Source organism: Staphylococcus sp. LKG3-1 (genome assembly GCF_048568385.1).
Taxonomy (GTDB): domain Bacteria; phylum Bacillota; class Bacilli; order Staphylococcales; family Staphylococcaceae; genus Staphylococcus; species Staphylococcus saprophyticus.
The window spans coordinates 144,163-170,542 of record NZ_CP183796.1 but is presented as its reverse complement, the minus strand read 5'-3'; the positions used below and the strand labels follow the sequence as shown (position 1 = coordinate 170,542).

Here is a 26,380-nt window from a genome sequence, read left to right as displayed (position 1 = left end):
TTGAAGTGTTTATATTTTATTCAATTGTGGTACATACTAAATGTAGATAATCATAACTATGAAGGAGTGCTTTAATTATGAGTAAAGAAGAATTAAATAAAGAAGCAGCTGAAAAAGCTAAAAAAGCAGAGGATAAATTAAAAGAAGAAAAAGAATCTGCAAAAGATAACACTGAAGAAACTAAACAAAATATTCAAGATACTTTAGACTAGTATAGATACTTGGTATTAATAGTAATTCAATATAAATGTAAATCCGATATGGGAGTGCGACATCAAATCTTATCGAAATGAGGTTTGTGTCCACTCCTATTTTTAAGGGTTTTATAACATGATTACGTGTAATAAACTTAAATAACAACGTTTGTCCTTAAAATAATCACTCTATTAACCAACAATTTTTTAGCATAACCTTGACATAAACGTCGAAAAGTCATACATTATAATTAAATTTAAATAAATCATTCGCACTAGGGGTGTTTTGTGACTGAGATGAGGTATACCCTCAAACCCTTTGAACCTGATCTAGATTAAACTAGCGTAGGAAAGTGTATTGCGATATCACTGAGTAACTTTGGTATCCGTATGCCTATATAAAAACGCGCAACTTTCTAGAAGGTTGTGCGTTTTTTATATTAGGAGGAACAATGATGTCAAAAGGTTTAAAACTATCCGAAATACTTGTAACTGTGCTTATCGCAGTTGTTTTCGCCATTATTTATAATGTTTGGAATTTTGTCTATAAAGCTGTACAGGTAACTGGACTTCATTTTGAAGAACTCACTTATGGTGCCTGGTTTATGGCAGCAGTCGTAGCTTATCTCATAATTCCAAAAGCCGGTATTGCTGTGCTTGCAGAATTTGCTGCAGGTGCTGGTGAAACAATTGTAATGGGTCGTTTTGATATTGCAACGATGGTCTATGCATTATTACAAGGCTTAGCTTGCGAAATTATATTTGCTATTTTTCGATATAAATCACGTTCAGCAATGGTTGCAATGCTAGCAGGATTTTTAGCTTCAGTTGCAACACTACCTTTAGATTTTGCCTATGGTTATCTAGGAGAAGTCGCGGGTTGGAATCTTGCTTTATACATCATATTTAGATTAATTAGCGGTATTATCGTTGCCGGTCTCTTATCTTATTATATTGTTAAAGCACTTGACCAAACTGGTGTAACAAAATTATTCAGACCAGCAACCCAGAGTGATTATGACAATCTATAAGGAGTAATAATGTTGATAGCTACTAAAAATTTACGCTTGAAATATCCAAATGGTCAAAAAAAAATATTCGACAATTTGTCTATTCAAATAAAAGATAAAGAAAAAGTATTATTATTAGGTCCTTCTGGCTCAGGTAAAAGTACTTTATTAAACGTACTTAGCGGCATTGTGCCAAACTTGATAGGTTTGCCGTTAAAATATGATGCTTTAGAAGTCGATCCTTCAAGTGGTGTCATATTCCAAGATCCAGATACTCAATTTTGTATGCCTAAAGTTTATGAAGAGCTTGCATTTGTATTAGAAAATCAGCAAGTTCCTCGGGAAGAAATGGATCATCGTATTGAGGAAGCGCTAATGACAGTTGGATTAAACGTGGACAAAAATCAATATATTAATGAATTAAGTGGCGGTATGAAACAAAAACTTGCGATTGCTGAGACAATTTTACAACAAGCAACGACACTATTTTTAGATGAACCTACCGCGATGTTAGATGTAGAGTCAACTGCTGATTTATGGCAAAAAATTCAATCATTGTGGCGAGACCAAACTGTACTTATAGTAGAACACAAAGTCGAACATATATGGCAACATGTCGATCGTGTCGTTTTAATGAATTATGATGGTGCCATCATTGCAGATGCCCCACCTTCTCAAATTTTAAATGATTATGAAGCGCTATTAACTGAATATGGTGTTTGGCATCCAAAAGCTTGGCATTCTGCACCAAAAGCGCTAAATTTTTCAGATTCTGATTCATCTCATTTTAATTTCCAAATTCAAGATGCAGTTATTAAACGTGGAAAGCAGCAACTCATTAACATTCCTAAGTTAAATGTCAATGCGGGAGAATGGATATCCATTACCGGGTCCAATGGTTCAGGTAAAACTTCACTGCTCGAATCAATGATGCAATTAATTAAATATGAAGGTCAGATGTACATCAATCATCATATTTACACTAAAATTAAATCTGCAGCAAAATCTATGTATCTTGTGTATCAAAATCCCGAATTACAATTTATAACAAATTCTGTATACGACGAAATTCATATACAAAACAAAAACAAATTTAATTCAACGGATGAAGCTAAACAGCAAACTGAATCATTATTAAAAACGCTTAACTTAACATCAGTACAAATGCAACACCCTTATGAATTATCTATGGGACAAAAGCGACGCTTAAGTGTTGCCATTGCTTTAAGTGCTTCTTCTGATTTAATTTTACTTGATGAACCTACATTTGGACTTGATAGTCACAATACATTTAACCTAATTAAGCTGTTTCAACAGAGAATTAAACAAGGACAAACCATTATCATGGTTACACATGACCCAGAAATTATTGCACGTTACCCAACTCGAAGACTACATCTCGAACATCACCATTTAATAGAAAAGACAGGTGATACGTATGTTTGATATGTGGAAAAAACACCATTCCTTTATCGATGATGTAAATATCATTACTAAATTAGGGATTGCTGTTATATTATTCTTCTTAGTCATATTTGTTCATCAATTCGATTATATGTTTTATATTACGTGCTTAATGCTTGCCCTATTATTAATATTCAATGGCTTGCAATTTAAAATCACCTTAGTATTTATCACTTTTACAATAATTTTCAGTTTAGTGTCCGCATTATTCATGATTTTTTATGGTGATGGGACGCACTTACTATTCAAATTTGGGTTTATCCAAATAACAACTGAAAGTTTGTATCGTGGCTTACATTTAGCAATGCGTACAACAACGGTTTCATTTTTTGGAATCTTAATTGCTTTTACTTCACAAATCGTTCTTGTATTTTATAGTTTAATGCAACATTTAAAAGTAAAACCCAAAGTAGCATATGCCTTTATGGCGGCAATACGCATGGTGCCATTAATGTTTATGTCTTTTTTACAATTAAGAAAATCATTAAAAATACGTTATCAATTAATAAGTGCCCAAAATTATCGAGGTATAAAAAGAGTCAAGCACCTCATCATTCCGTTATTAAGTCAAAACATCAGGAAGGCACATCAGCTTTCAGTAGCAATGGAAAAAAAAGGCTTCAAAGATGGGCCTCGAACATATTATTATCATGCACCTTTCTCGTATAAAGATATTCTATTAATTATAGTTATGGGACTCATATTAATAAGTGCCTATTACTTATCACTATATTTTCCAATAACTGGAATCGACGATGTCCGTATAACAAGTATTTATTAAAAAAGTTCAACTAACTTTTCGAAATCATTTTTATCCAAAAAATAAAAGCGATGGAACAAAACCTAAACCAGTTTGTTCCATCGCTTTTTTTGCTATTTTTGTTTTATCGCTTTGTCACTGATGTCAGAACGATAAAATAATGCATTACTTTGAATTTGGTCAACCGCTTCATAAGCATTAGCTTTAGCTTCACTAATGTCGCTACCTTCGCCTAAAGCGAGAATAACACGACCTCCTGAAGTTACGTAATGTTGATCAACTTTATTTAAACCACTTACAAAGTATCTTCCATCTAATGTAAACCCTGAAACGACCTCACCTTTATTATAAGTACCTGGATAGCCTTTAGACGCAAGCATAACCCCTACAACCGCATCTTTTTTCCACTTAAATTGAATCGGTTGCTTCGCCTCTAAATCTAAAATGTGTTGCATCAAATCACTTTCCATTCGAGTCAACAACACTTGCGCTTCTGGATCTCCAAACCTTGCATTAAACTCAATCACCTTAGGACCCTCTTTTGTTATAATTGCGCCTATATATAGCACACCAAAAAATGAATAGCCCTCTTTCGCCATTGCTTGTGCAATTGGCTGAGCAATTTCTTTATTTGTACGTTCTATCATACCCTTATCAATATGAGGTACCGGACAGTATGCTCCCATACCACCAGTATTAGGACCTTCATCATTGTCAAACGCACGTTTATGATCTTGCGCAATACAATCAAATGGCACAGCATAATCTTGATTAACAAATGTCATAAGTGAAAATTCCTCACCTTCAAGAAATTGTTCAAATACAACTGTGCCTTTTTCTTCAGAATATAAAATATCTATTCCTTCACGTGCTTCATCGATATTATTAGCAATAATAACACCTTTACCTGCGGCTAATCCATCTTTTTTCAGTACAATTGGAAATTCACATGTGTCAATATAGGCTAATGCATCTGTTTTGTTATTTGTTTCTTTGTAAGCTGCAGTTGGAATGTCATACTTTTCCATGAGTTGTTTTGCAAATAATTTTGAACCTTCAATTTGTGCTGCAGCTTGATTTGGACCAAATACTTTTATATTTTCTGTTTGCAATTTATCGGTTAATCCTTCGGTTAATGGCTGTTCAGGTCCAATAATTACCCATGAAACATTCTGTGTCTTAGCAAAATCTACAATTTTTTCATGATTCGCTTCATCTATATCTGTATGTACTGTCGCTATATTTTTCATAGCGTCATTGCCTGGTATCACATGAATTTCATTAATAAGTGGAGACTGTTTTAATTTAAATGCTAATACATGCTCTCTACCACCTGCACCAATTACGAGTACTTTCATAAGCTACATTTCCTCCAATATTAATTAATGTTTAAAATGTCTTACGCCTGTTGTAACCATTGCAATACCATGTTTATTTGCCATATCAATAGATTCTTGATCTTTGATAGAACCACCTGGTTGAATAATTGCTTTAATACCAGAATTTGCAGCTAATTCTACCGTGTCATCCATAGGGAAGAAACCATCTGAAACCATAGCAACGTCATCGTTTATTTCAATCGCTCTTTCAATTGCAATTTGAGCAGAACCTACTCTATTCATTTGACCTGCACCAATACCCACTGTTTGTTTTGCATTACTTAAGATAACAGCATTACTTTTAACTGATGCAACAACTTTCCATCCAAGAAGCATAGCATCCCATTGCGCTTCTGTTGGCTCAACTTCTGTAACGACTGTCATGTCTTCTCTATTTAATTTGACATTATCTTTATCTTGTACAAGATAACCTCCTGATACAGAGACAAGTTCTTGTTCACTATTATCAATTGTCATATCAGTCTCTAAAAGCCTAATATTTTTCTTTTTACCTAACACTTCTAGAGCTTCTTGTGTAAATTTTGGTGCAATAACAACTTCTAAAAAGATACCATGCAATACTTCTGCCAATGATTTTTCTACAGTTCTATTCAAAGCAACAATACCACCAAAAATAGACTGATTATCTGCATCGAAAGCATGTTTATATGCCTCATCAATTGTTTCAGCAACGCCCACGCCACATGGATTCATATGCTTAACAGCAACAGCAGCAGGTTGTTCAAATTGTTTCACCAATGATAACGCTGCATCCGCATCTTTGATATTGTTATAGCTTAATTGCTTGCCATGTAATTGTTTGGCACCTGCTAAAGTATGTTTGGCATCAGATGTTCTAACAAAATAAGCTGATTGTTGTGGATTTTCACCATAACGTAAACTTTCCTTATTATCTTTAAAATAGTCTACAATCGCTACGTCATATTCATTTGTATGTTCAAATACTTTAATCATAAGTGATTTGCGATAAGCTTCATCTAATGTGCCATTTTTCAATTTATAAATCACTTCATTATAATCAGCAGGATGTACAACGGTGATAACATGTTTGAAGTTCTTTGCTGCAGCACGCAGCATCGTTGGTCCACCGATATCAATGTTTTCAATTGCATCTTCTTCTGTCACATTAGGGTTTGCAACCGTTTCTTTAAATGGATATAAATTGACAACTACCATATCTATTAAATCAATACCTTGTGCTTGCAGTTGTTCTAAATGTTCAGGTTTATCTCTATCAGCTAAAATACCGCCGTGTACAGATGGATGTAATGTTTTAACTCTGCCATCCATAATTTCTTCAAACTCTGTCAACTCTGAAATCGACTTCACAGGTAACCCGGCATTGGCTAATTCACGCATTGTTCCGCCCGTTGAATATAATTCATAATTTTGCTCTATTAATGATTGACCAAAGGTTACAATACCTGCTTTATTAGACACACTTAATATTGCTTTCTTCATTTAAATTAGCACCTCTTATTGAATGATTTTTGATATGACTTCTGGATATAATTCATGCTCTATTGCTTTAATTCTTTCTTCAAGATCAGATTTATTATCGTCCGGATAAATATCACATTGACGTTGTTCAATAATTTCTCCCGTATCCATACCACTGTCAACATAATGTACTGTTGAACCAGTTATTGTATCGCCACTTGCTAGCGCTTGTCCTATAGCATCTTTCCCTTTATATTTTGGTAATAATGAAGGGTGAATATTTAAAATGCGTTTATCATAAGCTCTTAAAATATTTTCACCTATTAATTTCATATAGCCAGCTAGAACAATCCACTCTACTTTTTCAGACGTTAACCATTCTATAATTTTACGTTCATAATCCGCTTTAGAATCAAAATTTTTCAATTCATTAATATGAACATCTAAATGATATTTGCGCGCGCGTTCAATACAATATGCATTTACTTGATCTGTATAAAGTGAGGTTAGTTCAATATTTGGTAGTTCCCCTTGTTTGATTTTAGACATAATACTTTCAAAATTACTTCCAGAACCAGAAGCAAATATAGCTATTTTGGTCAATTTTATACCCCCGTTAATTGGATTGGTTCGTTGCCTTTAACAGTTTCACCAATTTTATATGCCTTGATATTTTGACCTTTAAGTATTTCTAATGTTGATTCAACTTGGTTTTTATCAACGACTAAAGTAAAGCCAATACCCATGTTAAAAATGTTATACATTTCATCAGTTGAGATGTTTCCTTGTTCCTGTAACCAATCAAATATAGCTGGCGTAGGAAATTGCGTGACATCAATCTTGGCTGTTATCCCCTCAGGTAAGGCTCTAGGTATATTTTCATAAAAACCGCCCCCTGTAATATGGGTCATGGCATATATCTTAATAGATGATTTAACAGCTAACACGGGTTTTACATATAAACGTGTGGGTTTCAAAAAAGCATCTAAAAATGTCTGTTCTTGATTGAATGGTTCACTTAATTTAATACCTGATTGTTGTATTAATTTTCTAACTAAACTATAACCATTGGAATGTATGCCACTAGATTCAAGACCTATAATTGCTTGTCCAGGTTCAACAGATGAGCCATCAATATAGTCATCCTTTTCTACTGCACCTACTGCGAAGCCTGCTAAATCATATTCACCCTCGTGATACATTTCTCCCATTTCAGCTGTTTCTCCACCGATTAAAGCTGTATTGGTCTCTTCACAGCCATCACTTACCCCTTTGACAATTTGCTCAATGACTTCAGGAACGACTTTATTAGTTGCAATATAATCTAAAAAGTAAAGTGGTTCTGCACCTGTAGTTAAAATATCATTGACACACATTGCGACAACATCTATACCAATCGTGTCATGTTTATCGTTATCGATGGCTAATTTTAATTTTGTACCTACACCATCTGTACCTGATACAAGTAAAGGTGCTTTCATATTCAACTGTGACAAATCAAACGTAGCACCAAAGCCACCCAATCCACCAAGTACTTCTTTGCGCATTGTTCTTTGGACATGACTTGTCATTCGTTCTACCGCTTCGTACCCTGCATTAATATCGACGCCTGCTTGTTGATATGCTTTAGACATTTAAATTACCCTCTCTATCAAAGTATTGTTGATGATTTGCTAAGTATGCTTTTTGACGTTCACTTAAATGCGCTACATAATCTTGCTCATAATCATATAAACCTGCAGGATAATCACCTGTGAAACTTTCAACACAAAGTCCACTATAAGGCGCATCGCAATCAAGTCCAATAGAATCAATTAGACCTTCGACTGTTAAATAAGCCAGTGAATCTGCTCCAATATAATCACTAATCTCCTCGGGCGATTTATTTGATGAAATAAGCTCTGCCGTTGTTGAAACATCTATGCCATAAAAACTTGGAAACATAAACTCAGGAGAAGCAATGCGTACATGAACTTCCTTAGCGCCTGCGTCTTTCAACATTTGTACTATACGTTTACTCGTAGTACCTCTGACAATCGAATCATCTACTAAGACAATATTTTTATCATAGACAATATCTTTTACAGCAGATAATTTTACGCGGACGCCTTGTTCACGTAATTCTTGTGTCGGTTGAATAAATGTTCTTGCAACATATTGATTTTTAACAAGACCCATTTCATACGGCAGTCCACTCTCTTCGGCATAACCAGATGCTGCTGAAAGTGAAGAATTAGGTACACCAATAACCATGTCCGCACTTGATGCTGGACTTTCTTTCGCTAATTGTTTACCAGACTGTTTTCTAACAGCATGTACGTTTTTACCGGCAATGGTTGAATCAGGTCTAGCAAAGTAAATATACTCCATAGCTGAAATAGCCGTCGTTGTATGACGCGTATAAGATTCGACTCTGATCCCATCATCATTGATGACTACATATTCTCCAGCATGAATATCTCTTACAAATTCAGCACCTAGGACATCGATTGCACATGTTTCACTTGCAATAATATATGAACCATTTTTCATTTTACCAACAGCTAATGGTCGAATCGCATTAGGGTCAACTGCACCATATAAAGCGTCTTTAGTTAGTACCGCAAAAGTAAATCCGCCTTTTATTTTTCTTAAACTTTCTTGAAAAGCACCTTCAAATGTAGGTGCTTTACTTCTTCGTATCAAGTGCATGATAACTTCAGTATCTGAAGAAGAGTGAAAAATAGAGCCTTGATGTTCTAAAGATTTTTTTAGACTTTGCGCATTGATAAGATTACCATTATGACAAACTGCAACACTCATATCATAAAAATGATATAAAAACGGTTGAATATTCTCTATACCTTTATTCCCGGATGTTGCGTATCTCACATGCCCAATTGCATGTTGATATGTTTTAAATGATTCCATTTGTGTATCTGATATCGCATCTGTCAATAAACCTAAACCACGTTCACCTTTAAGCACTTCACCATTTGAACAAACGATTCCAGCACCTTCTTGACCACGATGTTGCAAACTGTGTAGTCCCATATAGGTTAATTGAGCAGATTCCGGATGATTCCATATGCCAAACACGCCACATTCTTCATTTAATCCGTTGCTGTCATACATTGAGGTATAGCTCCTTCCCATAAATCATTTAAATGTTTTACATCACGCACAATTTCGCTCTGTTCATTCGTCACTTTAAATTGTTGATCATTAGTCACTTTACCAATCTCAACAGCATGATCGCAGTTTAATGATTGACCATTTTTTACGATTACAATATAACGTCCTTGTGTTTCACTAAACAGTTGCGCATTCGTAACACTTAGTTTCGCCTGTAAACCAAGTTGGTAATGTGCACTGATACGAGCTAAAGTAAGCAATAAGCCACCTTTACCTACTGTTTGCACATGTGAAGCTACCCCTTCTCGAATTGCTTGTTTTATCGATTCACCTTTACGAACTTCTTCCGATAAATCAATGGATTCAAATTCATGATTCACTTGACCATACAACAATTTCTCAATTTGACTACCACCGAAATCGTCATTTGTATCACCAACAACATATAATGTATCTCCTACAGAAGGATTAAAATGATTAAGATAACTTATGTCATCGATGAGACCAACCATACCTACTACAGGTGTTGGGAATATAGATGTTTCTCTCGTTTCGTTATATAAAGACACATTACCCGAAACGACAGGTGTGCTTAAAATCTCACATGCTTCTGCCATACCTTTTGTTGAATCTGCTAATTGTTGATATATTTCTTTCTTCTCAGGTGAGCCATAATTTAAACAATCCGTCATAGCTAAAGGCGTTGCACCTACAGAAATTAAATTTCTATACGCTTCGGCAACAACCATTTTTCCACCTTCATATGGATTGTTAAATACATAGCGGGCTTCTCCATCAATCGTTGACGCAATAGCTTTATCAGTTCCTTCAACGCGCACAACAGAGGCTTGTAATCCTGGCTTAACTATCGTATTAGCACCTACTTGTTGATCATATTGTTCGTATAAATAACGCTTCGAAGCTATAGTTGGGTGTTGTAATAATTGATCAAATACGGATTCAACATCTACACTGCTATAGTCATTTTTAGTTTCATTGTATTCTGGCGACGTACCTTCAAGTACATAAACTGGCGCTTCATCAGATAAAGGTTGAACTGGAATATCGGCAAATACTTCATCTTCATAAGTTAATACGAAACGATCCGTGTCAGTTACTTCTCCAATTACTGCACTGTCTAACTCATGTTTATCAAAGAGGTCTAAGAATTTTTGTTCTGTTCCCTTTTCTACAACAAGCAACATACGTTCCTGAGTTTCAGATAACATCATTTCATACGGTGAAATACCTTGTTCTCTTGTAGGGACTTGTTCTAAACGTAAATGTAAGCCACTACCACCTTTAGCTGCCATTTCTGAGGATGATGATGTTAGTCCTGCAGCCCCCATGTCTTGGATACCAACGAGTTCATCAAATGTGATGGCTTCTAGCGTGGCTTCCATTAATTTTTTACCTACAAATGGATCACCAATTTGAACAGATGGTCGTTTGCTTTCACTATCTTCACTTAATTCTTCAGAAGCAAAAGTCGCACCATGAATACCATCGCGGCCAGTTTTCAAACCAACATAAATAACAGAGTTTCCAACGCCTTTAGCCGTCCCTTTTTGAACCATGTCGTGATCAATTATGCCTACACACATCGCATTGACGAGTGGGTTGCCATCATATCGATCATCAAACTCTATTTCTCCAGCAGTTGTAGGAATTCCTATACAGTTACCATAGCCACCTATACCTGCAACAACGCCACGTAAAAGTCGACGGTTTTGTTTTTCTGTCAATTCACCAAACCTTAGACTATTCAATAAATTAATTGGACGTGCACCAATAGAAACAATATCTCTAATAATGCCTCCCACACCAGTAGCTGCGCCTTGGTATGGTTCAACTGCAGAAGGGTGATTGTGTGACTCAACCTTAAACACAACCGCTTGGTTATCACCAATATCAACAACGCCTGCGCCTTCTCCTGGGCCCATTAAAACATGTTCACCTGAAGTTGGAAATTGTGTTAAAAAGGGTTTGGAATGTTTATAAGAACAGTGTTCACTCCACATAACTGAGAAAATACCAATCTCCGTAAAGTTAGGTTCACTACCTAAAATATCACAAACCTTTGCGTATTCTTCATCACTTAATCCCATATCCTTGTACAGTTGTTCAATTTTAATATCTTCAGAACTTGGTTCAATAAATTTAGACATTTTGTTCCCTCCAACTATTTACCATTGCTTGAAATAATTTTACGCCGCTATCTGTACCAAGAATTGGTTCAATAGCACGTTCCGGATGAGGCATCATACCACACACATTGCCCTGTTCATTGATAATACCTGCGATATCATTAAAAGAACCATTCGGATTATTGACATATTTTAATATAATTTGATTATTTGCCTCTAAACGATCATACATATCTTGAGTACAATAATAATGACCTTCACCATGGGCAACAGGATAAACTACAGTTTCATCCTCATTATATAAATTTGTGAATGCCGTATTATGATTTACCACACGCAATGATTCATTTCGACTCACGAATAAATGAGAATCATTATGTAGTAAAGCACCTGGAAGTAAACCAATTTCAGTTAGAATTTGAAACCCATTACACACACCAAGTACCGGTTTACCTTCTTTCGCAAATTGTTTTACTGCTTCTGTAATTGGTGCAACACTTGCCATTGCCCCAGAACGTAAATAATCACCAAAAGAAAAACCACCTGGTATCAGTACACCATCAAAACCGTCCAACGATGTATTTCTATAATCTACATATTCTGCTTCTACATCTGATTTCAATGCAGCATTATACATGTCTCTGTCGCAATTTGATCCTGGAAATTTCAGCACTGCAAATTTCATTATGCCTTCTCTCCTTCTTCCAATACTTTATAACTATATTCTTCAATAACAGTATTAGCAAAAAGTTTTTCACTTAACGTAATTACAACATTATGAACTGCTTCGTCAGTTGCTTCATCAACAGTCATATAGAGTACTTTACCAACTCTGATATCATTGACTTGCTTATATCCTAAATCATGTACAGCTCGATTTAATGCTTGTCCTTGTGTATCTAATACTTGTGGTTGTAATGTAATATGCAATTCAATTGTTTTCATTGTTAGAGTGCCTCCAATTTATTTAAAAAAGTTTGATATGTCTCGATAATTGATCCTGTATCTTCTCGATAAACATCTTTATCAAAATTTGTATCACTTTGTTTATCCCAAATTCGACATGTATCTGGAGAAATTTCATCAGCCAATAAAATTTCACCTTCATTTGTGCGTCCGAATTCAATTTTAAAATCGACTAATCTTAAATTCATTTTGTCCATTAAGTTCACTAATACTTCATTAATTTCTGTTGCTGCTTCTTTTAATTTTTCAATTTCACCATCATCAGCAATTTGAAGTAGTTTAATATGGTCTTCAGTGATAAGGGGGTCGTTCAAATCATCATTCTTGTAGAAAAATTCAACTAATGGTGTTTCAAATGTATGTCCTTTTTCAAAACCTAGTCTTTTTGTAATTGAGCCTGCTGCAATATTTCTAACTACAACTTCTAAAGGAATGATTTCAACCGAATTAACTAATTGTTCCGTTTCAGATATTTGCTCAATAAAATGACTATTCAAGCCTTTAGCTTTCAAATAATTAAATATACGAGAGGTAATTTGGTTATTTAAGCGCCCTTTCCCTTCAATGAAGTCTTTTTTAGCACCATTTCCAGCTGTCACTTCATCTTTATATTCAACTCGTAATACATCAGACGTTCCTGTTGAAAAAATTCTTTTAGCCTTTCCTTCATATAACAAAGACATATATTTATCTCCCTTCAAATTGTTTAAGCAACTTTTGTTCAGTTTCATTTATATCATTAGTTAACACCGTTAAATGTCCCATCTTACGATTAAATTTACGTTCGTTTTTGCCATAGATATGGACATGCCATTCAGGGTGTTCTGCGAATTGATCTTCTAATAAATCTAAATCTCTGCCTAATAAGTTCATCATAATCGCCGGTATCAATAGTGTTACTTGTTGTGGTAATTGTTGTCCTGTTATCGCCTTAATATGTGTATCAAATTGAGAATATTCGCAAGCTTCAATTGAATAATGTCCGGAATTATGTGGTCTAGGCGCAATTTCATTTACATATAATTGATTCTGTTGATCTATAAAAAATTCAACTGTAAATGTGCCTATAAAATGTATGGCTTTAATTATTTTATTTACTTCATTACGCGCTTCTTGCTCTTTATTATCTTGTACTCGCGCAGGCACGATTGTTTTAAATAGTATTTGATTTTGATGTTCATTTTCTTGTAGAGGGAAATATGTGATCTGATTGTTTGTACCGATGGTTACTGTCAAAGAAACTTCTTTACTTAAGTTTAGGTACTGTTCTGCTACACATTCTTGTGCTTGAATCAGTTGATGCGCTTCATCTAAATGAGTGGCGTCTTTAACAAGCACTTGACCTTTACCGTCATATCCACCGAAACGTGTTTTAACAATAAAAGGATATCCAATTGAATCAACCGCTTTAACTAGATCGTCATAGTCAGTTAATTGGAGGAACGGCGCTATATTACTGCCAGAATCTTGTAAAGTTTGTTTCTCCGTCAGGCGATCTTGAAGTAATTGAATCGCTTGATAGCCTTGAGGAATATTATATTTTGAAGCTAATGCTTGTAATTGATTAGCCGAGATATTTTCAAATTCGTACGTTATTACATCTGATAATGCTCCAAGTCGATCTAGTGCTATTTGGTCGTCATACGCAGCGTTGATGAACTCGTTGGCAACATACTGGCAAGGACATGATGAATCGGGATCTAACACAATCACTTTGTATCCCATTTGTTGGGCAGACTGCGCCATCATTTTGCCCAGTTGACCGCCTCCTATGATACCTATGGTTGAGCCGAATTTTAATTTACTCAAGTTCATCTTGCATATCACTCACTTTCTCAACTAAAGATTTCTCATAATTTTCCAAATTCTTTTGCACTGTTTGATTACCAATACTAAGTATTCTTGCAGCCAATATACCCGCATTTTTAGCGCCAGCTTTACCTATTGCTGTCGTTGCTACTGGAATACCACCTGGCATTTGTACGATTGACAATAGCGAATCCATTCCTTTTAAACTTTTAGACTCAATAGGAACGCCAATTACTGGTAAAGTCGTCATTGACGCAACCATACCTGGTAAATGCGCAGCACCGCCTGCACCAGCGATAATGACATCATATCCTGCATCTCTCGCTTCTCTTGAAAATTCAAACATTAATTCAGGCGTACGATGTGCTGAAACTACTTTTTTATCATACGGAATTTCAAATTGGTCTAACATCGAACAACTTTCTTTCATTGTTTCCCAATCAGAAGAACTTCCCATAATGACTACTACTTTCAAAATGAACACCCTTTCAGAAATTTGAAATGATACTACTATTAGATGTATATTACAGATATAGCATAACAAGTAAATGATGCTTTTTCAATCAAAAATCGAACTTTAATACTTTTTTTCTGTTTAATCTACGTCTTTTGGTTGTTAATTATCCCATCATTTGTGTTAATGTTAAGTAAAGTTCAAACATTCAAGGAGGATTTTTTCATGGTCGCAAAAATTTTAGACGGGAAACAAATCGCTAAAGATTACAGACAAGGACTTAAAGATCAAGTTGAAGCTTTACAAGCTGAGGGGTATACACCAAAATTATCTGTTATTCTAGTCGGTAATGATGGTGCAAGTCAAAGTTATGTCAACTCTAAAAAGAAAGCTGCGGAAAAGATTGGAATGATTTCAGAAATTGTTCATCTCGACGAATCTACTTCTGAAGCAGACGTTTTAAACGAATTAAAACGCTTAAATGAAGATGATAGTGTGAGCGGTATATTAGTCCAAGTACCACTTCCTGATCAAGTAAGTGAACAAAAAGTATTAGAATCTATTAACCCAGCAAAAGATGTCGATGGCTTCCATCCTGAAAATATTGGTAAGCTTTATATTGATCAACAAACATTTGTACCTTGTACACCATTAGGCATCATGGAACTTTTAAATCATGCCGATATTGATTTAGAAGGAAAAGACGCTGTTGTTATCGGACGTAGTCACATTGTAGGTCAACCAGTTTCTAAATTATTACTTCAAAAAAATGCTTCCGTAACGATTCTTCATTCAAGAACTAAAGATATGAAGCGTTATTTAAAAAATGCTGACATCATTGTTAGTGCTGTGGGTCGTCCTGGATTAGTAACAAAAGAAGACGTTAAAGAAGGCGCGGTTGTAATCGATGTAGGGAATACACCTGATGAAAATGGTAAATTAAAAGGTGATATCGAATACGATGAAGTTAAAGAAGTGGCAGGTGCAATTACACCCGTACCTGGTGGCGTTGGCCCAATGACAATTACAATGGTATTAAATAACACACTTATAGCTGAAAAAATGCGTAGAGGGATTGAATAAACTCGCGAGATAAAGAATCAATTTTTTTGATATTTATATAAATAAAATGCTTTACTGCTTCATTAACAAAAAACAAGACACGTTAAGTTCAATACGACTTAACGTGTCTTGTTTTTTGTTAATTTATATTATTTCATTCAATCATATAACACTTTATACACCAACACTTAATTTAGGGATAAACGATTCGAAATGAATTTTCGTTTCATCAACTTCCATTTCTTTTAAGGTAGTGATGATAGATTGAAGGAAATTAACACCACCACAAACATAAATTTCAGTATCTTTTGTTATAAATTGATTCAAATACGATGCATCCATATAACCCATTTTATGCTTATCATAAATAATATAATCGTTATTCTCTTTACTTTCAGCTATTGCCTCTAGTTTATTTGAGAATGGTATATCTGTATCATTAATAATATTTTGAATAAATTGAATTGGCGCTTCTGACTTAGCCACTTGATTAAACATTGGAATTAAAGGTGTAACCCCGATACCGGATCCAATAAATAGCTGTGGTGACTCACTGTTGACCACGGAAAACGGACCTACTGGTGCTGATAATTGAATCGTATCGCCTTCTTTGTATTCACTATGAAGTATCGTAGACACTTCCCCTTCATGTGTTGTTGTTACATCATGTTTAACTGCAAAAGTCAGTGTTTCACTATCACCTTCTACAATTGAATAATGGCGTTTAGCACGGTATGGTAGTGACGCACTCTTCACATCGACCGTGACATATTGACCTGGTTTAAATTTACTCATGTCTATTTCATCAGATTTAACTGTAAATGCTTTGATGTCTGTAGCTACAGTTTCTATATTTTTAATTACAAATGCTTGGAAACCATCCCATGCCATTGTTTTATAAATATCTTTTTCAACTTCAATAAATACTTTAGCAATTTCTCCGTATGCTTTAGCCCAAGTGTCTAATATTGCATCATCATCCGATAATTTTAAAACATTTTGGATGGCAGCTAATAAATTTTCACCTACAATATCATAACCAGCTGGCGGCACCTGTAATGCACAATGTTTAAATGCAATTTCTTTCACAACTGGTAAAATACGTGTCAAATCATCAATATTCATCGCTGCAGCTAATACACTCTGTGCTAGCGCCGTTGATTGCAATCCTTTCTTTTGGTTTGTTTGATTAAACATATTTCTTAATTCAGGGTGTTGTGTAAACATTCTATTATAGAAAAACGATGTGATTTCTACCCCTCTTTCTTGCAATACCGGAACCGTTTCTTTAATAATCGCTTTTTCTTTTTCATTCAACATAATAAGCACTTCCATTTCTTCAAATATAGCTTTATCATTTCTACTTTATTTTATTACAAATTATAGTATTTCAAAACAAATTTGTGATAAAATTCACAAAAAGTTCATTTTACTTATTTTTAACTAAAAATTACAATTATATTTAAATAAATAAGGTATATTAGGACTATAGTATGATGTAATACACAGCGCATTACAGTATAGTATAGATAAATCAATTAAAGTCTCTTCTTGGAGGTCAATAAATGAATAAACTTATACAATCGTTATCAGCAATTGGCGTTTCTGCAACTCTTGTATCCCCAAACCTAAGTGCAGAAGCCACTGACAATTCAATTCCAGAGCTTAAAGGTACGAATGATACAATCATAGATAAAGGTGAAGAATATAATCTTTTAAATGGTGTACATGCATACGATAAAGAAGACGGCGATTTAACACATAAAATTAAAGTTGATGGTAATGTTAATATCAACCAAGCTGGAAAATACAAAATTGAGTATAAAGTGGAAGATTCAAACGGCGCATCAAGTAAATCGATACGTTATATAGAAGTTAAATAAATTAAAATTCCATACATAGCAAAAATCAAGCTAAATGATAACCTTTATCACTACTTTTTTGATAAAATCACCCTTTCGCCTTAAATATGACACTTTTCACAAAATGTACACATAATTTTAACAAATCTTTGAAAGCCCACCAGACGTTGAGTTTGTTGGGTTTCTTTTAATTTTACAATATTTTTTTTCGCACAAACACTTGTAAATATTGCGTAATATCTTAAAATTGATGTTAAGCCCTACATTTGTAGTATTAGGAGGTCAAAAAAGTGTCAAAATTTAAGTCTTTGCTTCTACTCTTTGGCTCGCTAATTTTACTTAGTGGCTGTTCTAACGTAGAAGTTTTAAACCCAAAAGGGCCGATGGCAAGTGATTCGAAGTTTTTGATTATGTATTCAATTATCTTCATGCTTGTTATTATTGCCGCTGTACTTATTCTATTCACAGTTTTTCTATATAAATATAGAATTGGAAACACTGATGAATCAGGTAAGATGCACCACAATTCTTTATTAGAAACAATTTGGTTTATTATTCCAGTAATTATTGTAATTGCATTAGCTATTCCAACAGTTAATTCACTTTATAATTACGAGGAAAAACCACAGAAAGAAGACGATCCACTTGTTGTTTATGCTACAAGTGCTGGTTATAAGTGGTTCTTTAGTTATCCTGAAGAGAAAATCGAAACAGTTAACCATTTAACTATTCCGAAAGATCGCCCAGTTGTCTTCAAGCTCCAATCAATGGATATGATGACAAGTTTCTGGATTCCACAATTAGGTGGTCAAAAATATGCGATGACAGGTATGACTATGGACTGGACTTTAACAGCTAGTGAAGAAGGTACGTTCCGTGGACGTAACTCAAACTTCAATGGTGAAGGCTTCAGTCGTCAGACATTTGATGTGAATTCAGTAAGCCAAAGCAAATTCGAGGATTGGGTAAAAGATGCCAAAAAACAAAAAGTATTGGATCAAGATACATTTGATAAGCAACTTTTACCAACTACTGAAAACAAAAATTTAACTTTCAGTGGTACGCATTTAGCATTTGTTGATCCTGCAGCAGATCCTGAGTATATTTTCTATGCTTATGATCGTTATAATTTCGTTCAAAAAGATCCAAACTTTAACACTGAAGAAGAACGTACAGCAGATGTGTTAGATAAACCAGATCAACCTGCACGTAAGCCGCAAATCACAAATGCTAACTACGAACGTCATGGAATGAAAGCCATGATTTTAGGCAATAATGAACCATATGATAGTGAATTCAAAGATGAAGAATCACATAATATGGATGAAATGGAAAAAATCTCTGAAGGTGCTAAAGATGAAAAAGCATCTAAAATTGAGAAAAAAGACCATGAAAATGGAGGTGGACATTAATGAATTTTCCATGGGATCAATTACTCGTTCAAGGTAACTGGATGATAACAATGGGACAAATTGGTGCTCCTTTCGCAGTTATTGCCGTGATCGCAGTAATTAGCTATTTCAAATTATGGAAATATCTATACAGAGAATGGTTCACATCTATTGACCATAAAAAAATTGGTGCAATGTACTTAATCTGTGCGGTATTAATGTTCGTACGTGGTGGTATTGACGCGCTAATGATGCGTACGCAATTAGCCATTCCAGACAATACATTTTTAGAAGGAAACCATTATAATGAAGTCTTTAGTACGCACGGCGTAATAATGATTATCTTTATGGCTATGCCCTTCATCTTTGGTTTATGGAATGTTGTCGTACCACTACAAATTGGTGCGCGTGACGTTGCATTCCCTGTATTAAATAACGTAAGTTTCTGGTTATTCTTCTCAGGTATGATTTTATTCAACCTTTCATTTATAGTCGGAGGCTCACCTGCAGCTGGTTGGACAAACTACGCACCACTCGCAGGAGAATTCAGTCCAGGACCTGGTGTCAACTATTACTTAATAGCGATACAAATTTCCGGTATTGGTACACTGATGACTGGTATTAACTTCTTTGTTACTATACTTAGATGTAAAACACCAACAATGAAATTTATGGAAATGCCAATGTTTACGGTTACGACTTTTATTACAGCATTAATCGTTATCTTGGCTTTCCCAGTATTAACAGTTACATTAGCGCTATTTACAACTGATAGAATTTTCGACACAGCATTCTTCTCAGTTGCAAATGGTGGTATGCCAATGCTTTGGGCTAACTTCTTCTGGGTATGGGGGCACCCTGAAGTGTATATCGTTATCTTGCCAGCATTCGGTATCTACTCTGAAATTATTCCGACATTTGCACGTAAACGCCTATTCGGACATCAAAGCATGGTCTGGGCGACTGCAGGTATCGCATTCTTAAGTTTCTTAGTTTGGGTTCACCATTTCTTCACAATGGGTAATGGTGCATTAATTAACTCATTCTTCTCAATTTCAACCATGTTAATTGGTATACCAACTGGTGTTAAAATCTTTAACTGGTTGTTCACGCTTTATAAAGGTCGTATTACCTTCGAATCTCCAATGCTATTCGCATTAGGGTTCATACCGAACTTCTTAATCGGTGGGGTAACAGGTGTTATGCTTTCAATGGCGGCAGCAGATTATCAATATCATAATACTTACTTCTTAGTAGCGCATTTCCACTATACGCTAGTAGCTGGTGTAGTATTTGCCTGTCTTGGAGCTTTAATATTCTGGTGGCCTAAGATGACTGGCTTCAAGTTAAACGAAACATTAAACAAATGGTGTTTCTGGTTATTCATGATCGGATTTAACGTTTGTTTCATACCACAATTCATCCTTGGATTAGATGGTATGCCACGTCGTTTATACACTTATATGCCAGAAGATGGTTGGTGGTTACTAAACGCAATCTCAACTGTCGGTGCCCTATTAATGGCATTAGGATTTATGTTCTTAGTTGCAAGTATCGTATACAGCTTCTTCAAAGCACCACGTGAAGCAACTGGCGACAACTGGGATGGTTTAGGACGTACTTTAGAATGGGCAACTGCTGGAGCAATGCCACCTAAATACAACTTTGCTATCACACCAGACTGGAATGACTATGATACATTTGTAGATATGAAAGAACATGGTCGTCATTATTTAGACAACCATAACTATACAGATATCCATATGCCAAATAATACTCCTGTTGGATTCTGGATGGGAATTCTCTTCACTATTGGTGGATTCTTCCTTATCTTTGAAACACTCGTTCCAGCTATTATTTGTTTAATTGGTATCTTCGCAACTATGGTTTATCGCAGTTTCCAAATCGACCATGGTTATCATATACCAGCGTCTGAAGTTGCTGAAACTGAAAAACGTTTACGTGATGCACGTATAAAAGAAAGGGAGGCTGTAAGTCATGAGTCATGATGCAAACACAATTGATCAACGTTCGCATGAAGGTAATTTAAATAAACTTGGCTTTTGGGTATTCCTTACAGCAGAATTCTCATTATTCGGTACGTTATTCGCAACATTATTAACACTTCAACACGGTGGCGATTATGCTGGAAAAATGACGACTGAATTGTTTGAATTACCATTAGTTTTAATTATGACATTTGCATTATTAATTAGTTCTTATACATGTGGTATTGCAATTTACTATATGAGAAAAGAAAAAGAAAAATTAATGCTGATTTGGATGATTATCACTGTATTACTTGGTATGGTATTCGTAGGCTTCGAGATTTATGAGTTTGCGCACTACGTACATGAAGGTGTTAATCTAACTATCGGTTCTTATTGGTCTAGTTTCTTTATTCTATTAGGAACACATGGTGCCCACGTGTCATTAGGTATTGTTTGGATTATTTGCCTATTAATTCAAGTAGCAATGCGCGGATTAAATAAAGACAATGCTCCTAAATTATTTATAGTTAGTTTATACTGGCACTTTTTAGATGTTGTATGGATTTTCATCTTCACTGCCGTATATATGATAGGGATGGTGTTTAGCGGATGAATACAATAGTAAAACATACTGTAGGTTTTATCGCCTCAATCGTTTTAACGATCTTAGCTGTATTTGTAACCTTATACACATCTATGGCACTTAATGCTAAGATTACCATCATCTTTGGTTTTGCTTTTATACAAGCTGCAGTTCAATTATTAATGTTCATGCACTTAACTGAAGGTAAAGATGGTAATTTACAAACCTTTAAAGTTTTATTTGCGATTATCATTACTTTAATTACTGTTATCGGTACTTATTGGGTAATGCAAGGTGGACACTCAAGCCACTTATAATCAATATAGACTTCTCTTCTGAGAAGCCTTAGAATAAAGAGACCCCCTACGCATTCATTTGTGTAGGGGGTCTCTTTATATATTGATTTCGTTAATTTCAAAATATGTATGTTTTGTTGTTATAAATTTTTCGTATGAAAAGAAAGTACTAAATTAATCGTTTATATTAACTATGGTAAACCAAACATGCAACTGACCGTCACTTTTCCTTCTTCATATCCCCCCTATTTTCAAATAGTATTTTCATTAGATGACGCTGATTTCTAATGAAAATACTTCACGAATATTAAAAACTAACCTAGATTATTCAAAATAAATACTAATAAACTAAACTTAGGCTCTATGGAATGTCTTTACAACATTATTTGCTCATATTCCTATCAATAGTCGCTTAATTTTTCAATTGCTATACAACATTTTCTAGGTAAAACAATGTACACTATATTTAAATGATTATTTATTTTTAGGAGGAAATTCAATTATGAAACAACCTATTATCATAGATTCAGATCCTGGAATTGATGATGCTGCTGCGATTAGCATTGCATTAAATCATCCTAATTTTGATTTGCGAATGATTACTACAGTTAATGGAAATGTGGGTATTGAAAAAACAACTGCGAACGCTTTGAAACTTAAACGCTTTTTCTCGAGTACCGTTCCTGTACATAGAGGTTCCTCTCAACCATTATTATCAGAAATCGTAGATGCTAGTGCAGTACATGGTGAATCTGGGATGGGAGGATATGATTTTCCTAAGATTAATTACAATGATTTATCATCCACTCATGCTGTAGAAGCCATGCGCAAAGAACTTCAATCAAGTGAAGACCCTATTACTTTAATACCAATAGGACCTTTAACAAATATTGCCCTATTACTCTCAACCTATCCAGAAGTAAAAGATTATATTAAAGAAATTGTATTAATGGGTGGTTCGGCAGCTCGAGGCAATGTCACACCATTAGCAGAATTTAATATTTATTGTGATCCAGAAGCAGCACACATTGTATTTAACTCTGGATTACCAATTACTATGGTTGGCTTGGATGTAGCTAGAAGTTCTACACTTAGTCACGCAACGGTGAATGAATTACAAAGTTTAAACAAAACCGGTGACATGTTGCATCAACTTTTCAAACATTATAAGGGCGACGATTTTGAAAAAGGAATCAATATCTATGATGCATATACGATACTTTATTTATTACATCCTGAAAAATTTGATGTGAAAGAGGCAAATGTACAAATTGAGACCACTGGAACACTTACAAAAGGTGCAACTGTTACAGATTTTAACACGCACTTCCCTAACTGCTCAGTTGTTATGTCTATCGAAACAAACGATTTCAAAAAACTATTTATTGAAGCTTTAAAATACTGTATATAATCTTAGTAAAAAACACACGCCCATTTCCATGGCGTGTGTTTTAAAATTTCAATTAATATGATTTACCCACATGATTATAAGGTCCACCCTGTTTTAAAATCTGATTGTAAATATGTTGGATTTTCTGTTCATTATTCACGTCACTATTTTCATAATTAGTTCCTAGGATTACAATATACTTGTCATTAAAATATGACGTAAAAACTTGACCAAAAAAACCACCATTAATTCTATTTTTATCTGCAAAGGAATAAAACCCATAGCGATAAGGTTGAGGATATTTAGACGTCTTACTCTCATGTATCAGTGGTTTTGATATATGGCTGTTTAATATTCTATTATTCTGTAATCCTAAAATCAATTTTCCCATATCACTCGGCGTCATGTACAAATTACCCGCCCCATAATACTGTTCTAAAACGTTGGGATACTGTTGTAGTGGTTTGCCAGATTTACCATCCTTTTTATAACCCTTAGCCATATATGCTTGAAAATTTGAATTATCGAAAAATGCAGTGAAATTTAGATGTTGCGGTTTTGAAATTCTATCCTCAAAATTTTTCTTATACGACTTGTTTGTCACTTCTTCAATCACACGCGATAATACTAAATAATTTCCGTCGTTGTACCTATTTTTATTGTAAAATTTAGGCTCAATGCCTTTTTGTTGAATTGCATGTACCGCTTCGTTTAAATTTTTATAATTTGGAGAAGCTTTATATTTAAACAATCCACTTTTATGCAACATCAGTTGATTTAAAGTAATTGGCTGCTTCGTTTTAAACCATGGCAAATATTTAGTTACAGAATCGTTCATGTTAATTTTATTTTCGCTTTCTAATTGTTTCAACATTAATCCTGTCGCAAACTTTTGAGAAGATCCAATTAAATATAAAGTATCTGCTTGATTCTGTTTATTTTCTTGAATGTTTTGCAAACCGTATCCTTTATTTAATTTGAGTTGACCATTTTCGAACACAGTTGCAGTACCGTTAAATTTAACTTGTTCAAGATATTGATTAATCTGCATCATCTGTGGATTTTGATTATCGACAATAGTCTGTAAATGTCCCATTTGTTTATTCGTAGTTTCTTGTTTCGTCTCATTTTGTACCATTGGCGTTTCTTGATGACTACGATGATATAGCTTATAGGCGATTGTAATAATAATTACTATTAATAATATAATTAAAATGATTGTTATTTTTTTGAGTATCTTTGTTGTCATAATGTTGCCTCTATATTTGTTTAAACTATATTATTAATATAGTTTGCTTCAAACTGTTGTGTAATTTCATCAATATTTTCAACTTCAAGTGAAAAATATAATTTAATTTTTGGCTCTGTACCAGAAGGTCTTAACGCAATAAAACCATTTTCAAAAATAAATCTAATTAAATTTGTCTTTGGTAATGTTAATTTCTCAGTATGACCTGTTATCATGTCTCTAACTTCTCCAACATGATAGTCCTCAATTTTTAGTACATCCATACCACATATAGAAAATACCTGTTCATTTCTATATTGCGACATAATACTTTCTATTTTTTTAACACCGGCTTTTCCTTCAAATGTAGGCGCAAGTGTTCTGTCCTTGAAATAACCGATATTTTCGTAAATATCTTCAATTGTTTCCTTAAATGTTATACTATTTTTATCAAGTAAATTCTTATATTTAACTAATAATGGTACCATTTGTATAGCATCTTTATCTCTTGAAATAGGTTGTGCTAAGTACCCATGACTTTCTTCAAATGCAAGCAGTAATTGCTTATCATCATCTTTCTGTTTGTGTTCTATTAAATCTGAAATATATTTAAAACCTGTCAGAACATCGTTAACTTCTACATTGAGAGATGTTGCTAACCTTTCTGCTAGCTCGCTCGTAACTATTGATTTGATCATATATTGCGGCGTACTATCTTCAGTTAAATCTTGGAACCTTAATTTCATTAATAATAGCCCTATTTCATTGCCATTAAAATATCTAAAATCATTATCACCATAACGTTCTATAAATCCTAATCGATCCGCATCAGGATCAGTTGCAATAATAAGCTGTGCATCTGTTTTATCTGCTAGCTGTTTGCCAAGTGCAAAAGCTGCTTCATCTTCAGGATTAGCAATAGCTACTGTTGGAAAATTACCATTAGGTTCTGACTGTTCTTTTTCTATAACAAAATTATGATAATCTAATTCAGTTAAAATGTCAGATACCAAAGGTAGGCTCGTACCATGTAAACTCGTCAATATGACTTTTGCGTCATGTGCATCTATTGATCCTACTAATGACTTAACTTCTTTTTTATAACTTTCTGTTACTTCATTCGACATATATTTTATTTTACCGTTTTCTACGAACGCATTAAAATCACCTTTTTCAATATTTAACGGAGTTTCAATTGAATTTATATATTCACTTAATTGCTCTGAAGCTTCAGGTAATAATTGGCCACCCTTTTCATTATAAATCTTTATACCATTATAATTTTTAGGATTATGACTTGCTGTAATCATGATGCCTGCATTTACTTGTAGATGTCTTACGGCAAAGGATAATTCTGGTGTCGATTTATAATTGTCTGAAATAATAGCTGTGATACCATTATTTGCCAACACACTTGCCATCTCTTGTGAAAATGCTTTTGATAAAAATCTTGTATCAAAATGTATGACAACAGATGCGTCATCAACATTATGATTTAAATATTGAGCTAATCCTAGCGCTACTTTGCGGACTGTAAAAGCATTTAACCTTGCTGGTCCTAAACCAAATGTACTTCTAATACCTGCAGTACCAAATGATAAGACCCCTTCAAAACCAGCATTCTGTTCTTCTTCTGTTTGTGTTTCGTAAAAATCCTTTACTAAACTTTCATTTATATTTTCTAACCAAAGTGCTTTCACTATAATATTTCCTCCTCAAATCATTCATTCCTAGTACGTTTATTCTATCTTTATGCTGGAATATGATTAAATTTGTTTCAACGCTTGCTATATTTAAGTACAAAGGCAATCTAAAATTT

At 34.3% G+C, this 26,380-nt stretch carries 25 protein-coding genes and 1 riboswitch; of the genes, 11 read left to right on the top strand and 14 right to left on the bottom strand.

The features are described 5' to 3' along the window. Positions 1-77 precede the first annotated feature (77 nt). From graF to ACM595_RS00855, 4 genes are all read left to right on the top strand, one after another. A complete protein-coding gene (gene graF, locus ACM595_RS00870) occupies positions 78-212 on the top strand; it encodes a glycopeptide resistance-associated protein GraF (protein ID WP_002483692.1) in 135 nt (44 codons plus the stop codon). A gap of 249 nt (positions 213-461) precedes the next feature. After that, positions 462-563: riboswitch (TPP riboswitch) on the top strand. An 86-nt stretch (positions 564-649) separates the two neighbouring features. Further along, positions 650-1,225: an ECF transporter S component gene (locus ACM595_RS00865; RefSeq protein WP_037538842.1), complete on the top strand. Its 576-nt coding sequence runs from the start codon at positions 650-652 to the stop codon at positions 1,223-1,225. A gap of 12 nt (positions 1,226-1,237) precedes the next feature. Continuing rightward, the gene (locus ACM595_RS00860; protein WP_041079092.1) at positions 1,238-2,650 is read left to right on the top strand and encodes an ABC transporter ATP-binding protein; all 1,413 of its coding nucleotides are present in this window, start codon (positions 1,238-1,240) and stop codon (positions 2,648-2,650) included. Further along, a complete protein-coding gene (locus tag ACM595_RS00855; RefSeq protein ID WP_115338594.1) occupies positions 2,643-3,449 on the top strand; it encodes an energy-coupling factor transporter transmembrane component T family protein in 807 nt (268 codons plus the stop codon). The genes ACM595_RS00860 and ACM595_RS00855 overlap by 8 nt, the downstream gene beginning before the upstream one ends. Before the next feature lie 92 nt (positions 3,450-3,541). Here the strand turns inward: ACM595_RS00855 and purD are convergent, their stop codons facing one another. The 11 genes from purD to purE are packed head-to-tail and all read right to left on the bottom strand — an operon-like array spanning position 3,542 to position 14,779. Then, positions 3,542-4,786 carry a phosphoribosylamine--glycine ligase gene (purD, locus tag ACM595_RS00850; RefSeq protein WP_115338595.1) on the bottom strand — a complete coding sequence of 415 codons (1,245 nt, stop codon included), beginning with the start codon at positions 4,784-4,786 and terminating at the stop codon, positions 3,542-3,544. 24 nt (positions 4,787-4,810) lie between these two features. Next, positions 4,811-6,289, bottom strand: a complete 1,479-nt coding sequence (gene purH / locus ACM595_RS00845) for a bifunctional phosphoribosylaminoimidazolecarboxamide formyltransferase/IMP cyclohydrolase (protein WP_115338596.1) — start codon at positions 6,287-6,289, stop codon at positions 4,811-4,813. Between the two features lie 15 nt (positions 6,290-6,304). Next, the gene (gene purN, locus ACM595_RS00840; RefSeq protein ID WP_115338597.1) at positions 6,305-6,871 is read right to left on the bottom strand and encodes a phosphoribosylglycinamide formyltransferase; all 567 of its coding nucleotides are present in this window, start codon (positions 6,869-6,871) and stop codon (positions 6,305-6,307) included. Between the two features lie 2 nt (positions 6,872-6,873). Further along, on the bottom strand, positions 6,874-7,902 hold the full coding sequence (purM, locus tag ACM595_RS00835; RefSeq protein WP_041079047.1) for a phosphoribosylformylglycinamidine cyclo-ligase: 1,029 nt from the start codon (positions 7,900-7,902) through the stop codon (positions 6,874-6,876). Next, positions 7,895-9,382 (bottom strand): amidophosphoribosyltransferase, encoded by a 1,488-nt coding sequence (purF, locus tag ACM595_RS00830; protein WP_115338598.1) that lies wholly within the window; start codon positions 9,380-9,382, stop codon positions 7,895-7,897. The genes purM and purF overlap by 8 nt, the downstream gene beginning before the upstream one ends. Further along, entirely contained in the window at positions 9,361-11,550 is a 2,190-nt protein-coding gene (gene purL, locus ACM595_RS00825; protein WP_115338599.1) for a phosphoribosylformylglycinamidine synthase subunit PurL, read from the bottom strand. The genes purF and purL overlap by 22 nt, the downstream gene beginning before the upstream one ends. Further along, positions 11,543-12,214, bottom strand: coding sequence for a phosphoribosylformylglycinamidine synthase subunit PurQ (purQ, locus tag ACM595_RS00820; RefSeq protein WP_011303437.1), 672 nt, complete (start codon positions 12,212-12,214; stop codon positions 11,543-11,545). Before purQ ends, purL begins: the two co-directional genes overlap by 8 nt. Continuing rightward, a complete protein-coding gene (gene purS, locus ACM595_RS00815; RefSeq protein WP_002483703.1) occupies positions 12,214-12,474 on the bottom strand; it encodes a phosphoribosylformylglycinamidine synthase subunit PurS in 261 nt (86 codons plus the stop codon). The genes purQ and purS overlap by 1 nt, the downstream gene beginning before the upstream one ends. A gap of 2 nt (positions 12,475-12,476) precedes the next feature. Next, positions 12,477-13,178: a phosphoribosylaminoimidazolesuccinocarboxamide synthase gene (gene purC / locus ACM595_RS00810; protein WP_041079043.1), complete on the bottom strand. Its 702-nt coding sequence runs from the start codon at positions 13,176-13,178 to the stop codon at positions 12,477-12,479. 4 nt (positions 13,179-13,182) lie between these two features. Next, positions 13,183-14,310, bottom strand: a complete 1,128-nt coding sequence (purK, locus tag ACM595_RS00805; RefSeq protein ID WP_115338601.1) for a 5-(carboxyamino)imidazole ribonucleotide synthase — start codon at positions 14,308-14,310, stop codon at positions 13,183-13,185. Next, positions 14,297-14,779: a 5-(carboxyamino)imidazole ribonucleotide mutase gene (gene purE / locus ACM595_RS00800; protein ID WP_037538847.1), complete on the bottom strand. Its 483-nt coding sequence runs from the start codon at positions 14,777-14,779 to the stop codon at positions 14,297-14,299. The genes purK and purE overlap by 14 nt, the downstream gene beginning before the upstream one ends. Before the next feature lie 204 nt (positions 14,780-14,983). Here purE and folD point away from each other — a divergent pair, with 204 nt between their 5' ends. Continuing rightward, a complete protein-coding gene (gene folD, locus ACM595_RS00795) occupies positions 14,984-15,841 on the top strand; it encodes a bifunctional methylenetetrahydrofolate dehydrogenase/methenyltetrahydrofolate cyclohydrolase FolD (RefSeq protein ID WP_011303442.1) in 858 nt (285 codons plus the stop codon). Between the two features lie 153 nt (positions 15,842-15,994). Here folD and ACM595_RS00790 read toward each other — a convergent pair whose 3' ends face one another. Beyond that, entirely contained in the window at positions 15,995-17,140 is a 1,146-nt protein-coding gene (locus ACM595_RS00790) for a globin domain-containing protein (protein WP_041079039.1), read from the bottom strand. 245 nt (positions 17,141-17,385) lie between these two features. On the opposite strand from ACM595_RS00790, the gene ACM595_RS00785 reads away from it, so the two are divergent. From ACM595_RS00785 to rihC, 6 genes are all read left to right on the top strand, one after another. Then, entirely contained in the window at positions 17,386-17,703 is a 318-nt protein-coding gene (locus ACM595_RS00785) for a DUF5011 domain-containing protein (protein ID WP_002483709.1), read from the top strand. Between the two features lie 269 nt (positions 17,704-17,972). Beyond that, positions 17,973-19,094 (top strand): cytochrome aa3 quinol oxidase subunit II, encoded by a 1,122-nt coding sequence (gene qoxA, locus ACM595_RS00780; protein WP_037538850.1) that lies wholly within the window; start codon positions 17,973-17,975, stop codon positions 19,092-19,094. Further along, positions 19,094-21,082, top strand: a complete 1,989-nt coding sequence (qoxB, locus tag ACM595_RS00775; RefSeq protein ID WP_037538853.1) for a cytochrome aa3 quinol oxidase subunit I — start codon at positions 19,094-19,096, stop codon at positions 21,080-21,082. Before qoxA ends, qoxB begins: the two co-directional genes overlap by 1 nt. Then, the gene (qoxC, locus tag ACM595_RS00770; protein WP_002483712.1) at positions 21,072-21,677 is read left to right on the top strand and encodes a cytochrome aa3 quinol oxidase subunit III; all 606 of its coding nucleotides are present in this window, start codon (positions 21,072-21,074) and stop codon (positions 21,675-21,677) included. Before qoxB ends, qoxC begins: the two co-directional genes overlap by 11 nt. Beyond that, a complete protein-coding gene (gene qoxD, locus ACM595_RS00765; RefSeq protein ID WP_037538855.1) occupies positions 21,674-21,964 on the top strand; it encodes a cytochrome aa3 quinol oxidase subunit IV in 291 nt (96 codons plus the stop codon). The genes qoxC and qoxD overlap by 4 nt, the downstream gene beginning before the upstream one ends. Before the next feature lie 481 nt (positions 21,965-22,445). Further along, positions 22,446-23,354: a ribonucleoside hydrolase RihC gene (gene rihC / locus ACM595_RS00760; protein ID WP_115343870.1), complete on the top strand. Its 909-nt coding sequence runs from the start codon at positions 22,446-22,448 to the stop codon at positions 23,352-23,354. Positions 23,355-23,406: 52 nt separating this feature from the next. Here rihC and ACM595_RS00755 read toward each other — a convergent pair whose 3' ends face one another. Next, positions 23,407-24,582 (bottom strand): serine hydrolase domain-containing protein, encoded by a 1,176-nt coding sequence (locus ACM595_RS00755; RefSeq protein ID WP_115343871.1) that lies wholly within the window; start codon positions 24,580-24,582, stop codon positions 23,407-23,409. Positions 24,583-24,602: 20 nt separating this feature from the next. Then, complete coding sequence (locus ACM595_RS00750) at positions 24,603-26,261, bottom strand: phospho-sugar mutase (RefSeq protein WP_419744415.1); 1,659 nt, start codon at positions 26,259-26,261, stop codon at positions 24,603-24,605. Positions 26,262-26,380: the final 119 nt, after the last annotated feature.

Bases quoted from the DNA above. Each gene is read 5' to 3' on its own strand.
- graF (WP_002483692.1), top strand. From the start codon at position 78: ATGAGTAAAGAAGAATTAAATAAAGAAGCAGCTGAAAAAGCTAAAAAA.
- ACM595_RS00865 (WP_037538842.1), top strand. From the start codon at position 650: ATGTCAAAAGGTTTAAAACTATCCGAAATACTTGTAACTGTGCTTATC.
- ACM595_RS00855 (WP_115338594.1), top strand. From the start codon at position 2,643: ATGTTTGATATGTGGAAAAAACACCATTCCTTTATCGATGATGTAAAT.
- purD (WP_115338595.1), bottom strand. From the start codon at position 4,786: ATGAAAGTACTCGTAATTGGTGCAGGTGGTAGAGAGCATGTATTAGCA.
- purH (WP_115338596.1), bottom strand. From the start codon at position 6,289: ATGAAGAAAGCAATATTAAGTGTGTCTAATAAAGCAGGTATTGTAACC.
- purM (WP_041079047.1), bottom strand. From the start codon at position 7,902: ATGTCTAAAGCATATCAACAAGCAGGCGTCGATATTAATGCAGGGTAC.
- purF (WP_115338598.1), bottom strand. From the start codon at position 9,382: ATGTATGACAGCAACGGATTAAATGAAGAATGTGGCGTGTTTGGCATA.
- purL (WP_115338599.1), bottom strand. From the start codon at position 11,550: ATGTCTAAATTTATTGAACCAAGTTCTGAAGATATTAAAATTGAACAA.
- purQ (WP_011303437.1), bottom strand. From the start codon at position 12,214: ATGAAATTTGCAGTGCTGAAATTTCCAGGATCAAATTGCGACAGAGAC.
- purS (WP_002483703.1), bottom strand. From the start codon at position 12,474: ATGAAAACAATTGAATTGCATATTACATTACAACCACAAGTATTAGAT.
- purC (WP_041079043.1), bottom strand. From the start codon at position 13,178: ATGTCTTTGTTATATGAAGGAAAGGCTAAAAGAATTTTTTCAACAGGA.
- purK (WP_115338601.1), bottom strand. From the start codon at position 14,310: ATGAACTTGAGTAAATTAAAATTCGGCTCAACCATAGGTATCATAGGA.
- folD (WP_011303442.1), top strand. From the start codon at position 14,984: ATGGTCGCAAAAATTTTAGACGGGAAACAAATCGCTAAAGATTACAGA.
- ACM595_RS00790 (WP_041079039.1), bottom strand. From the start codon at position 17,140: ATGTTGAATGAAAAAGAAAAAGCGATTATTAAAGAAACGGTTCCGGTA.
- ACM595_RS00785 (WP_002483709.1), top strand. From the start codon at position 17,386: ATGAATAAACTTATACAATCGTTATCAGCAATTGGCGTTTCTGCAACT.
- qoxB (WP_037538853.1), top strand. From the start codon at position 19,094: ATGAATTTTCCATGGGATCAATTACTCGTTCAAGGTAACTGGATGATA.
- qoxC (WP_002483712.1), top strand. From the start codon at position 21,072: ATGAGTCATGATGCAAACACAATTGATCAACGTTCGCATGAAGGTAAT.
- qoxD (WP_037538855.1), top strand. From the start codon at position 21,674: ATGAATACAATAGTAAAACATACTGTAGGTTTTATCGCCTCAATCGTT.
- rihC (WP_115343870.1), top strand. From the start codon at position 22,446: ATGAAACAACCTATTATCATAGATTCAGATCCTGGAATTGATGATGCT.
- ACM595_RS00755 (WP_115343871.1), bottom strand. From the start codon at position 24,582: ATGACAACAAAGATACTCAAAAAAATAACAATCATTTTAATTATATTA.